The sequence below is a fragment of the Clostridium sp. HBUAS56017 genome, from assembly GCF_007115085.1.
Classification (GTDB): Bacteria; Bacillota; Clostridia; order Clostridiales; family Clostridiaceae; genus Clostridium; species Clostridium cibarium.
In genome coordinates, this window is sequence record NZ_SULK01000002.1 from 46951 (window position 1) to 59724 (window position 12774).

General features: G+C 30.0%; 14 protein-coding genes. All 14 read left to right on the forward strand.

Translation table 11 applies throughout. From position 1 onward, the window contains the following. The first annotated feature begins 2 nt into the window (after nucleotides 1–2). The 14 genes from FAY47_RS02430 (at nucleotide 3) to pstB (ending at nucleotide 12773) form a co-directional block, all read left to right on the forward strand. On the forward strand, nucleotides 3–1250 hold the full coding sequence (locus tag FAY47_RS02430) for a cell division FtsA domain-containing protein (protein WP_185966692.1): 1248 nt from the start codon (nucleotides 3–5) through the stop codon (nucleotides 1248–1250). A gap of 13 nt (nucleotides 1251–1263) precedes the next feature. Continuing rightward, complete coding sequence (gene ftsZ, locus FAY47_RS02435) at nucleotides 1264–2400, forward strand: cell division protein FtsZ (protein WP_143314827.1); 1137 nt, start codon at nucleotides 1264–1266, stop codon at nucleotides 2398–2400. A 231-nt stretch (nucleotides 2401–2631) separates the two neighbouring features. Next, the gene (locus FAY47_RS02440; RefSeq protein ID WP_143314828.1) at nucleotides 2632–3435 is read left to right on the forward strand and encodes a sigma-E processing peptidase SpoIIGA; all 804 of its coding nucleotides are present in this window, start codon (nucleotides 2632–2634) and stop codon (nucleotides 3433–3435) included. Between the two features lie 10 nt (nucleotides 3436–3445). Beyond that, nucleotides 3446–4153, forward strand: coding sequence for an RNA polymerase sporulation sigma factor SigE (gene sigE, locus FAY47_RS02445; protein ID WP_143314829.1), 708 nt, complete (start codon nucleotides 3446–3448; stop codon nucleotides 4151–4153). 81 nt (nucleotides 4154–4234) lie between these two features. Beyond that, a complete protein-coding gene (sigG, locus tag FAY47_RS02450) occupies nucleotides 4235–5008 on the forward strand; it encodes an RNA polymerase sporulation sigma factor SigG (RefSeq protein ID WP_143314830.1) in 774 nt (257 codons plus the stop codon). A 105-nt stretch (nucleotides 5009–5113) separates the two neighbouring features. After that, on the forward strand, nucleotides 5114–5380 hold the full coding sequence (locus FAY47_RS02455; protein WP_143314831.1) for a YlmC/YmxH family sporulation protein: 267 nt from the start codon (nucleotides 5114–5116) through the stop codon (nucleotides 5378–5380). Nucleotides 5381–5455: 75 nt separating this feature from the next. Next, nucleotides 5456–5911, forward strand: a complete 456-nt coding sequence (gene nrdR, locus FAY47_RS02460) for a transcriptional regulator NrdR (RefSeq protein ID WP_143314832.1) — start codon at nucleotides 5456–5458, stop codon at nucleotides 5909–5911. A 144-nt stretch (nucleotides 5912–6055) separates the two neighbouring features. After that, nucleotides 6056–6796 (forward strand): peptidoglycan editing factor PgeF, encoded by a 741-nt coding sequence (gene pgeF / locus FAY47_RS02465; RefSeq protein ID WP_143314833.1) that lies wholly within the window; start codon nucleotides 6056–6058, stop codon nucleotides 6794–6796. 11 nt (nucleotides 6797–6807) lie between these two features. After that, nucleotides 6808–7521, forward strand: coding sequence for a response regulator transcription factor (locus FAY47_RS02470; RefSeq protein WP_143314834.1), 714 nt, complete (start codon nucleotides 6808–6810; stop codon nucleotides 7519–7521). Continuing rightward, entirely contained in the window at nucleotides 7511–9187 is a 1677-nt protein-coding gene (locus tag FAY47_RS02475) for a sensor histidine kinase (RefSeq protein WP_143314835.1), read from the forward strand. The genes FAY47_RS02470 and FAY47_RS02475 overlap by 11 nt, the downstream gene beginning before the upstream one ends. Before the next feature lie 139 nt (nucleotides 9188–9326). Beyond that, a complete protein-coding gene (locus FAY47_RS02480; RefSeq protein ID WP_143314836.1) occupies nucleotides 9327–10214 on the forward strand; it encodes a phosphate ABC transporter substrate-binding protein in 888 nt (295 codons plus the stop codon). Between the two features lie 25 nt (nucleotides 10215–10239). After that, a complete protein-coding gene (gene pstC, locus FAY47_RS02485) occupies nucleotides 10240–11130 on the forward strand; it encodes a phosphate ABC transporter permease subunit PstC (protein ID WP_143314837.1) in 891 nt (296 codons plus the stop codon). Continuing rightward, entirely contained in the window at nucleotides 11130–12014 is an 885-nt protein-coding gene (gene pstA, locus FAY47_RS02490) for a phosphate ABC transporter permease PstA (protein WP_143314838.1), read from the forward strand. Before pstC ends, pstA begins: the two co-directional genes overlap by 1 nt. 9 nt (nucleotides 12015–12023) lie before the next feature. Further along, nucleotides 12024–12773 (forward strand): phosphate ABC transporter ATP-binding protein PstB, encoded by a 750-nt coding sequence (pstB, locus tag FAY47_RS02495; protein ID WP_143314839.1) that lies wholly within the window; start codon nucleotides 12024–12026, stop codon nucleotides 12771–12773. Nucleotide 12774: the final 1 nt, after the last annotated feature.

The following is a 12774-nucleotide window of genomic DNA, read 5'->3' on the forward strand; positions in this document are numbered from 1 at the left end:
AGATGCAAAAAAAAATAATAGCAGCAGTTGACTTTGGTAGTTCAAAGCTTTCGGCTTCCTTAGGAAGGGCTGAAGAAGAGGAAATTAATATTCTTGGAACTTCATTTTTGCCATCACAAGGAATAGAAAAAGGCTTTATAACTGATGAAGTTAAATGTGAAAAAGCATTTACGGAATTATTGGACAAACTTAAAGCTATTACAAATGAATCAATAACAGAAATATATGCAGGTATATCTACAAGGAGATTAAGAATTGTTGAAGTATTTCCGACTATTAATCTAAAGGAAGGTAAAGTATTTAGTAAGCATATTAAAAGAGCAATTGAAAAGGGTAAAAAAATAGTTAATTTATTAGAAGGAGAAGAAGTAGTAGATATAATAATTAATTATTATAATTTGGATGATAAAATAATTTATGATAATGTTACTGGTTGGATGGGGAATATTTTAAAGATTAATATTACTGCTATTTTAGGGCCAAGTATGGAACTAAATAAATTCAAGAAAGTTATAACTGATAATGGATACATATTTAAAGGTTTTAAAGTTAATATAGTAGCAGGTAGAAAGATCTTTTTACAGGAAAATAAAAATATGGATTCAAGAGTGCTAATTGATATTGGCGGTGAAACATCTGATTTTGCATTATTTAATAATGGAGTTTTAAGATACTTGGATAATATTCCTGTGGGAGGGAATAACGTCACAAGAGATTTATCAGTATGTGGTAAGTTTTCAATGGGTGAAGCAGAAAATATAAAGTTGATTTATTCTAGTAATTATGAAACAATCTATAATGACGAAAGCATAGAAGAAATTGTAGAGGTTGGTACATCAAAAGTATCAAAGACACTGTTTTATGAAGTGACTAAAGCAAGACTTGAAGAATTATTAAAAATTGTTAATAGTGGATTAAAAAACACTTCCTATTATCGAGGAATTTGTAGTATAATAATATACGGAGATGGTATAAGTTACTATCAAAATATTTTAGATTTGGTCAAAAATGAGTTTAACCAAAATGCTAAGATAGTGACCAAAGATGATTTGGGAATGAAAAATTCTTTTAATATTACATCATTAGCACTTGTTAAGGATGTATTTGATAATTTTAAATTATTAAGTAAAAATTCAACAGAAATTGAAGTGGAATATTTATTAAATGAAATGAAAGATGATAAATCTTTAGAGAAAACAGAAAGTGGAATTTTAGGCAGACTTAAAGGTTTTCTTAAAGATATATTCTAAAGGAGGAATTACTTTGTTAGATTTTGAAGTTGATATGCAAGAATTAACTAATATAAAGGTTATTGGTTGTGGCGGTGGAGGAAGCAACGCTGTTAATAGAATGATTGTTGAAGGTGTGAAAAATGTAGAATTTATCGCAATTAATACAGATAAACAAGCTTTGATGCTATCACATGCAAATCAAAAAATACAAATTGGAGAAAAATTAACAAAAGGTCTAGGAGCAGGAGCTAATCCTGAAATAGGACAAAAGGCTGCAGAAGAAAGTAGAGAAGAGATTACAGCTGCTATAAAGGGAGCTAATATGGTGTTTATTACTGCTGGAATGGGTGGAGGTACTGGAACAGGTGCAGCACCAGTTGTAGCTGAGATAGCAAAATCTTTAGATATATTAACAGTGGGAGTTGTAACTAAACCATTTCCATTTGAAGGAAAGAGGAGAATGAGATTTGCTGAAATGGGAATAGCTAATCTTAAGGAAAAAGTTGATACATTAGTCATTATTCCTAATGAAAGATTGTTGTCAATGGCAGATAAGAAGACAACTTTATTAGATTCATTTAAATTGGCAGATGATGTGTTAAGACAAGGTGTACAGGCGATTTCAGATTTAATAACTATTCCGGGTGTAGTAAATGCTGACTTTGCTGATATTAAGGCAGTAATGTTAGATAAAGGACTTGCACATATGGGAGTTGGATATGGTAAGGGAGATAATAGAGCTGCAGACGCTGTAAAACAAGCAATTGCTTCTCCGTTATTAGAAACATCTATAAATGGTGCTACCGGAGTAATTTTAAACTTTACAGGTGGAGGAGATTTAGGGGCTCTTGAAGTTTATGAAGCAGCTGATGTTGTAAGAGAATCAGCAGACCCTGATGCAAACATAATTTTTGGTGCTGTTATAGATGAAACATTAAACGATGAAATTAGAATAACTGTAATAGCTACAGGATTTGAAGCTGAAGTAACTAGTGAATTATTTGTAGAGAAAAAAGTTCAAGAAAGAGCAAAAGTTGCTACCTCAGAGGAAAAATCAGAAGTTGCAGCTACTGTTGTTGAAGAGAAGGAAGTAGAAGAAAAACAATCTTATAATACTCAAGAAGATGATTTAGATATTCCTGTATTTTTAAGAAGAACAAGAAAATAGAGTTAAATAAGAAAGCCAGTCAAATGTGACTGGCTTTTTTTTTATATCTAAAAAATATATGATTGCTTTTAAAGATTTTAATATATTAGACATGAGAATCTACTTTGAAATTAGATTTTATTGTTTCTATATGTAAAAAATATACTTAAAAAAAAGTTGTTCCAATAATTAAAAGTGACAAAATTTTGAAGAGCAATGATTTATAATAACCTTAAAGAAGGGGGATAAGAAATGGAAATTTATTTAGATGTTGTACTTATTGAAAATTTTATTGTTGATCTATTCTTATTGTCTATTACTTTTAATGTAATAAGAGTAGAGGTTAAAAATAAGAAATTAGTATTATCTTCAATATTAGGTGCAATATATACAATGGTTATGATTTTTCCGACGTTAAGTTTTTTTTCATTTATGCCAATACAATTTTGTGTAGCTTATTTTATGAGCCTAATAATTATGGGAAAAGAAAGATGGAAAATGGCTATAAAATCCACAGCGGTTTTCTTGATTGCTTCAGTAACATTAAGTGGAATATGTTTCTATCTTGCAGAGTTTGAAAATTCTTATACTTTTTGTAATGGTTTTAGTATTAATAATTTTTCTTTAAAATCATTGGTGCTGGCACTAATGATTATATATATAATTTATTTCAGAGCTATAAGCTACTTTAGGGAGAGATCAGTAATAAATAATTTCACATTTGATGTTGAAATTTATATAGACGATATAAAGTATTTGATTAAAGGCTTTTTAGATACTGGAAATGAGCTTAGAGAACCCATTACTAATTTACCATGTATAATTATAGAGGAGAGGTTGTTTTATAATTACAAATTTAATGAGGACAAGGTATATTATATAAATTATAGTGCGATAGGGTATGAAGGAAAGTTAAAAGGATTCAAAGTTGACAGAGTAATGATACGAGAAGAAGGTAAAGATTTTAGAGAGGTAAAAGCAATAATTTGTCCATGTAAAGATATATTAAGTAGAGAAAAGGACTTTAATGCTTTATTATCCAGAGGTGTAGTATAGAGGAGGAAATATGATTAGACTAGATATATTTTTTAACAGATTAGTAACAAAACTCAAATTATTTAGAAAGAAAATTCATTATATAGGTAGAAATGAGGCTTTACCACCACCGCTAACAAAAGAAGAAGAGGAGAAACTCGTAACAAAAATATTAGAAGGTGACGAGAATGTAAGAAGCACATTAATTGAAAGAAATTTAAGGTTAGTAGTATATATAGCAAAAAAATTTGAAAACACAGGTGTTAATATTGAAGATTTAATATCTGTGGGGACAATTGGACTTATTAAGGCGGTAAATACATTTAATCCAGAGAAAAAAATAAAACTTGCAACGTATGCTTCTAGATGTATAGAAAATGAAATTCTAATGTATTTAAGAAGAAACAGCAAAATTAAAGCGGAAATATCGTTTTATGAGCCTTTAAATATAGATTGGGATGGAAATGAATTATTATTATCAGATATCTTAGGAACAGAAAATGACACGGTATATAATCTTATTGAAGATGAAGTAGATAAGCAATTATTATTCATGGCTTTTAAAAATTTAAATGAAAGAGAAAAAGAAATTGTTAAATTAAGATTTGGATTATTTGGAACTAGAGAGAAGACTCAGAAAGAGGTTGCTGACATGCTTGGGATATCTCAGTCATATATTTCTAGACTTGAAAAGAAAATTATTAATAGGTTAAAAAAAGAAATTAGTAGAATGCTATAGTTTGTCTTTAGTATAAAAGAATCTTCTATCGGAGATAATTATTAATGCAGTTAGTTATTACTTCCGAAGGGGTTGATGATATTGATCATTAATAAAGTAGAAATATGTGGAGTAAATACATCTAAACTCCCAGTACTAAAAGAGAAGGAGAAGAGATCGTTACTTATACAAATGCATAATGGGGATAGTATGGCTAGAGAGACCTTTATAAAAGGTAATTTAAGGCTTGTGCTAAGCGTTATTCAGAGATTTAATAATAGAGGAGAAAATGTAGATGATTTATTTCAAGTTGGATGCATTGGATTAATGAAAGCAATAGACAATTTCGATTTAAATCAAAATGTAAAATTTTCTACATATGCGGTACCTATGATTATTGGAGAGATTAGGAGGTATTTAAGAGACAATAATTCAATTAGAGTTAGTAGGTCTCTTCGAGATATTGCATATAAAGCTTTAGTTGTAAGAGATAAATTAATAAAGGACAATAATAAAGAACCTTCTATATCGCAAATTTCAAAAGAACTTAATCTACCTAGAGAAGATGTTGTATTTGCTCTTGATGCTATTCAGGATCCAGTATCACTATATGAACCTATTTATCATGATGGTGGAGATGCAATTTATGTAATGGATCAGGTTAGTGATAGTAAAAATACTGATGAAAGCTGGCTTGAAAATATATCGATAAAAGAGGCTATGAAGAAATTAACAGATAGAGAAAAACTCATATTAAATTTAAGATTTTTTAATGGAAGAACACAGATGGAAGTTGCAAATGAGATTGGTATATCTCAAGCACAGGTATCTAGGCTTGAAAAAACAGCATTAAAGCACATGAGGAAAAATGTTTAAAGGCGTTAGGAATATTCTAACGCCTCATTTATTAGAATATTAAGTTATAATAATTTACAATTTGAATATAATGTATAAAAATCAAGATAAAGTCGGGGGATAGGTATGGAGGAAAGTTTAAATTCAATAAATGCAATGAAGATGATGGAAGTAATAGATATAAATGCTGGAGCTAAAGTTGGATTTATTAAAGATATAAAGATTGACTGTGATGAACATAGAGTTTTATCTATTATTTTACCAGGTGAAACTAAAGGATGGTTCTCTAAAACAGAAGATATAGAAATACCGTGGAACAAAATAATTAAAATAGGTCTAGATGTAATATTGGTAGATATAAATGGGACTAGTAATAATAATATTTGTGAATAATACTGGATATAGGAAAGAAAAATATGTATAATAACTTTATGAATTAAATAAACATAAGGAAAGGCGAGAATAAACATGAGGTGTCCCTTTTGTTCCTGTGAAGAGAGTAAAGTTGTTGATTCTAGATCGACAGATGATAATAATACAATAAGAAGAAGACGAGAATGTTTAGGTTGTGGAAAGAGGTATACAACTTATGAAAAGATTGAAGATATTCCTATTCTTGTTGTGAAGAAAGACCTAACTAGAGAAAACTTTAATAAAGAAAAAATAATTAATGGACTTATAATAGCTTGTCAAAAAAGACCGATTTCAAGAAAGCAAATTGAAGATATAGCAGATTATATTGAAAAAACAATTTCAAATGGAATGTTAACAGAAGTTCAAAGCAAATATATTGGTGAAATGATAATGGATAAGTTAAAAGAAGTTGATGAAGTTGCTTATGTTAGGTTTGCATCTGTTTATAGACAGTTCAAAGACATAAACACTTTTTTGGAAGAGATTAAAAATTTAATGACTACTAGTTAATTTGTAGGTATAATAAAGCTGCTGAGATTAATCAGCAGTTTTTTATATATTCCTAAAGTTAATCTTAGGTTAATTATTTTCATAAAAATAGATGGGAGAACTTTATAATGTTAAAATGAGGTTATAAAGTATTAAGGAGGAGTAATGAAAAGAATAGAGTTAAAAACCTTAAAAAGAATGAAGGATTATTTAGTTATAGAAAATGAAAAAACTAAGGTTGTTTTTTCTACAGCAGAAGAGAGTAAAAATTTTAATAGAAATACAGAGGAAGGACTTAATAACATTAATGGACTTACTAGAGAATTTCGCGTTGACAAAGTTATTTACTTAAGGCAAATTCATTCGGATACTATTTTTTCTTATAATGGAGAAAATGGCGAGGAACTCATAGAAAAAGAAGGGGATGCTATAATAACTAATGTTAGAAATAGTATAATAGGTGTTTTTACTGCTGATTGTGTTCCTGTAATTTTAGTAGATGAAGTTTCAGGTTCTGTTGCAGCAATCCATTCTGGATGGAAAGGAACTTTCAGTTCAATAACAAAGAAAACAGTTAGAAAGATGGAGAAAGAATATAGTGTGAATACAGTAAATATTAAAGCATATATTGGGCCACATATTAGAAAATGCTGTTATGAAGTTTCACAAGAATTGAAGGAAAAGTTTTTGTTAGAAAAAGGAATTGATGAAAAAATATTATTTAATGATAGAAATTTAAGCTTAGAAGAATGTATATTTAAAGATTTACGGGAATGTGGGATAGAAGAAGAAAATATTAATTCTATATCACTTTGTACTCATTGTTCTAATGAAGTTAAATTGTATTCATATAGGGCTTCAAATGGAGCATACGGAAGATTATTTTCATTTGTATTAATAAAATAGGGGGGATAAAAGTGGCAGAAGAAAAAATATTAGTAGTGGATGATGAAGAACATATTTTAGAACTTTTAAAATTCAATTTAGAGAATGTAGGTTATAAGGTTTTTACAACTAATAATGGAATAGATGCATTAAAGTTTGTAAAGGAAAATAAACCTGATGTTGTATTATTAGATTTAATGCTACCAGGGATGGATGGTTTTGACGTTTGTAAAGAGATAAAGAATAATAAGGATACTTCAGGGACTGCGATAATAATGCTAACTGCAAAAGGGGAAGAATTAGATAAAATACTTGGATTAGAGCTTGGTGCTGATGATTATATAACAAAACCATTTTCAGTAAGAGAGTTGCTAGCAAGGGTTAAAGCGTTGATTAGAAGATTGACAAGTGTAAAAGATTATAATGAAGAGTCTTTTGAAAGTGGAAGGTTGAAGATAAATTTTGAAAGACATGAAGTTTTAATTGAGAATAATAAAGTAGATTTAACCTTGAAGGAATTTGAGTTGTTAGAAATATTGATAAAAAATAAGGGGAAGATACTTCAGAGAGAAACTTTATTGGATAAGGTTTGGGGGTATGAATATATTGGAGAAACTAGAACTGTTGATGTTCATATAAGATATATAAGAAAGAAAATAGAGGAAGATGATAAGAATCCAAAGTATATTGAAACCATAAGAGGAGTAGGGTATAGATTTAACCCTTTAGATAGTGATGAGAAGTAAGATATTAGCTAGTGTCATAATAACTGTAATATTTGCTTTACTTAGTGCTACTTGTCTTTTTATAATTATTGCCAATGATAATGAAGTGAATAAAACCACTGAAGCTTTAGAAAACTTAAATAATTATGTTAAGGAATTAAATATCACTGATGCGAAGGTTATAGAATCTTACAAAATAAATGGTGTAGATGTTAGATGTACCTTTATAGATAAGAATGGGAAAGTTATTTATGATACTTATGGAAAGCTAGAAGAAAATCATTTAAGTAGAATTGAAGTACAAGAAGCGTTGAAAAATGGTAGTGGCTATTCAGTAAGGTCAAGTGATACAACTAGAATTAAAACTGTGTATTACGCATCGTTGCTTAATGATGGAACGATATTAAGAACATCAATTCCTTTTGAAACAGTGGTGTTTTTCAATTATGATACTATGATTTATTGGATTGTTATATTAATAAGTGTATTAGGATTTTCTGTGTTTTTGTCTACAAAACTTGTAAAGACCATAGTAGGACCATTAAAAGATTTAGAAAATGTAACAGCAAGGATTGCAAATGGTGATTTACATATTAGAGCTAACCAAGGAACGGGAGGAGAGATTGGATCATTAGCAAGAACATTTAATAATATGGCAGATCAATTGCAAAATCAAATTAATCAAGTTATAGACAAGCAGAATAGGTTAGAATCCATTTTAAGTTGTATGGAAAGTGGAGTAATAGCAGTAAATCGTAGAGATGAAGTAATTACAATTAATCCTTATGCTAGGAGAATATTTGGAATTAGAAAAAATATCACTGGAGAAAATATTTCAAGTTATATAAAGGATTATGATATAAATAATTTCTTAAATGGAAATGAAGAAGCAGAAAAAGAAATTAAGCTATTACATCCAATAGAAAGGGTGCTTAGAATAAAAAAAGCAACAATTGTGTATGATTTGGAGAAGATAGGAAAGGTAATAGCGGTACAAGATGTAACAGATATAAGACGACTAGAAAATATGAGAAGTCAATTTGTGGCTAATGTTTCTCATGAATTAAAAACTCCGTTAACATCAATTAAAGGCTTTGCAGAAACATTAAGATATGTTGAAGACGATGAAACTAGAAAAAAATTTTTAGATATAATAGATAAGGAGTCGGAAAGACTTAGTAGGCTTATTAATGATATTTTAGTGCTTTCAAAAATAGAAAGTGAATGTATAGGAGAAGAAAAGGAATTTTTACCAAATGGAGAAATTGATGATGTAATGAATATGGTTAAAAATTTTGCAAATTCTAAGAATATAAAGATAAAACTTGAACAAACTAATTCAGAGATGCTTTATGGAGATAAAGATAGATTTATTCAAATAGTATTGAATCTAGTGGAAAACGGAATAAAATATTCTAATACTGGAGCGACAGTTATTATACGAAGTTTTAGTGCTGAAGGTGAATATGTATTACAAGTTGAAGATAATGGAATTGGAATTCCGGAAGATGATATTCCTAGAATATTTGAAAGGTTTTATAGAGTTGATAAGGCAAGAAAGAGTGGAGGAACAGGGCTTGGTCTTGCTATAGTAAAGCATATAGTTAAAACATTTAACGGAGAAATAACCGTTAAAAGTAAGTCCGGTGTTGGTAGTGTGTTTACTGTGAAAATTAAACATATCTAATAACAATAAAAAACTTATTCCAATGTTAAATTTAATTAACATTCTTCTAATATAACTTAACATTAATCAAATATTTGGTTAACTTTCGAGGTTTATCATTAACATTGTAAGATAAATAAAAGATTTCGGAGGGGAAGTTATGAAAAAGAAAAGCTTAAAATTAGTACTTGGAACATTGCTAGTTACTATGCTCGGAGGTGCATTAGTAGGCTGCGGTTCTAATAATACAGACTCTGGAAATGGTAGTGAAGAAAAAACTATTTCTATAAGTGGGTCTTCAGCATTATTACCACTTATGGAAAAGTCAATAGAGGGATTTAAAGAAAAAAATTCTGGTGTTGAAATTAATGCTCAAGCAGGTGGATCAGGGATAGGATTAACTCAGGTATCTGAAGGATCAGTAAATATAGGTAATTCTGATATTTTTGCAGAAGAAAAATTAGATAAAGACAAAGCTGGTGAGTTAACTGATCACAAAGTTGTGGCACAAGGATTTGCTGTAGCTGTTCATAAGGATTTAGGTGTAAAGAATTTAACTAAAGATCAAATTAAGAAGATTTTTTCAGGAGCGATAAAAAACTGGAGTGAAGTTGGAGGTCCAAACAAAGAAATATTTGTTGTTCATAGACCAGCATCTTCAGGAACAAGAGTAACTTTTGAAAAAACTCTTTTAGATGGAAATAAGGCATTTGAAAATGATTCAATTGGAGCAACTCAAGATCAAAATGGATCAGTATTAAGTGCTATGAAGCAAAATGACGGGGCAATAAGTTATTTAGGGCTTGCTTATATGAGCGGCAACGAAGCTAAATCAACTTTAGTTGGAATTTCAATAGATGGAGTTGAATGTAATAAAGATAATATTACAACAGGAAAATATCCTTTCTGGTCATGGGGGCATATGTATACAAAAGGTCAAGCTACTGGATTATCAAAAAATTTCATAGAATATATAATGAGTGATGAAAATAAGTCAGCTGTGGAAGAATTAGGATTTATATCAGGAAGTGAGATGAAAGTTAAATAATTTATAATATTAAGGAATGAGAAATATGGAAAAAAGAAGTTTTAAAGAACGTTTTTTTAATGAATATTTAGGAAAAACATTTGCAAGCATATGTGGTATGCTAATAATTATTATAACCATTTCTATTATTGTATTTATTGCACAAAAAGGCTTACAATTGTTTATCAAAGGAAACTTCAGTATAACAGAGTTCTTATTCTCAGATGAGTGGAAACCAGGTGGAAGCCCAGCATCCTTCGGTGCTTTGGCTTTCATTTTAGGTTCTACAATAGTGTCTATGGGTGCAGTAATCATTAGTGCGCCTGTTGCTATTTCTCTGGGGATATTTGTTAACGTTATATCTAAGAAGTTAGGAAACAAGATAATAAAACCTTCACTTGAAATATTAGTTGGTATTCCATCTGTAGTTTATGGATGGGTTGGTGTTTCATTACTTGTACCATTTATAAAACAAAATGTAGGAGGTATAGGATATTCTCTTTTGGCGGGTATTTTAGTGCTTGCTTTAATGATTCTACCAACTATAGCTACATTATCTATAGATGCTATAAAGAGTGTGCCACACGAACATATTGAAGCATCATATGGTTTAGGAGCTACAAGATGGCAAACTATAAAAAATGTTATTGTTCCTGGTTCTAAAAGTGGGATTTTAACTGGAGTAGTTTTAGGTGTAGCAAGAGCTTTTGGAGAAGCCTTGGCAGTTCAAATGGTAATAGGTAATACAGTTAAATTAACAGGAAATCTTATATCTCCATCAGCAACTCTAACAAGTATTATTACCATGGATATGGCAAATACTGCGTCTGGAACTGCTTGGAATGATGCTCTATGGACTTTGGCTTTAATATTACTTATTATTTCTTTCTTATTTATATTAATTATTAGAAGGATAGAGAAAAGGAGTGAAATTTAATGAATCCTAAGAAAGCTGATAAGCTAGCAACTATAATAATTTACATAATGAGCTTTTTTGTAGTTATTATCTTAGGTGCATTTATACTATATATTTTGGGGAAGGGAATATCAATGTTGAAGCCTAGTTTTCTCTTTGGAGCCCCAAAGACAACCTCAGCTGGTGGTGGTATAGGACCTCAATTGTTTAACTCCTTTTACATGCTTTTGGTATCATTAATAATTACTGTTCCAGTAGGAGTAGGTGCAGGAATATATCTTGCAGAATATGCTAAGGAAGGGCCAATAGTTAGGTTTATTAGATTGTCTTTAGAAACAATGTCTTCCCTTCCATCTATAGTAATTGGTATGTTTGGAATGTTAGTATTTGTTAATATGGCAGGATGGGGATATTCAGTTTTAGCTGGAGCGTTGTCTGTTAGTATTTTAAATATACCATCAATGACTAGAATTTCAGAAAATGCAATAAAAGTAGCGAGTTTGAGGGTGAAAGAAGCTTCTTTAGGGTTAGGAGCAAGTAAATGGCAAACAATTGCCAAACTTACACTACCTACTGCTATGGGAGAAATATTAACAGGAATTATTCTTGCTTCAGGTAGAATATTTGGAGAAGCAGCAGCATTTCTATACACAGCAGGATTAAGTTCAGGTAATTTGAATTTTAATGAAATAAGTTTAGCAGGAAAAACATCAGCTTTTTCTTTGTTTAAGCCAGCTGAGACTTTAGCGGTTCATATTTGGAAACTTAATTCTGAGGGAGTAGTACCAGATGCAGCAGCTATTGCCAATGGTACTGCAGCAGTATTGATGTTAGCCGTATTGCTATTTAATTTATTAGCAAGATTACTTGGAAATAGGTTGTTAAGATCATATAGTGGAAAGTAGGAGGAGAAAATGGCGATTATTGAAACGAAAGATTTAGATCTTTATTATGGAACAAATCAAGCATTAAAAAAGATAAATTTGGATATAAACAAAAATGAGGTTACAGCACTTATTGGACCATCAGGGTGTGGAAAATCAACATTTTTACGAACATTAAACAGAATGAATGACTTAATAGAGATAGTTAAGGTAGAAGGAAAAGTATTATTCGAAGGTAAAAATATTTATGATGATTACGATGAAATTGCATTGAGAAAGAGAATAGGAATGGTATTCCAAAAGCCGAATCCTTTTCCTATGTCGATTTATGATAATATAACTTATGGGCCTAAGATTCATGGAATAAAAGATAAAAAAGTATTAGATGAGATAGTTGAAAAAAGTCTTAAAGGAGCAGCGCTATGGGATGAAACTAAAGATAGATTGAAGAAAAGTGCACTAGGACTTTCGGGAGGACAACAACAGAGACTTTGTATAGCAAGAACTTTAGCAACTTCTCCAGAAATAATATTAATGGATGAACCAACTTCAGCATTAGATCCAATATCAACAAGTAAAGTTGAAGAATTAATGGATGAATTGAAAAAAAAGTACACAGTTATAATAGTAACGCATAATATGCAACAGGCAGGTAGAATAGCCGATAAAACTGCTTTCTTTTTAAATGGTGAAGTAATTGAATTTGATGCTACAGAAAATATTTTTTATAAACCAAGAGATAAGAGAACAGAAGATTATATTACAGGTAGGTTTGGATAAA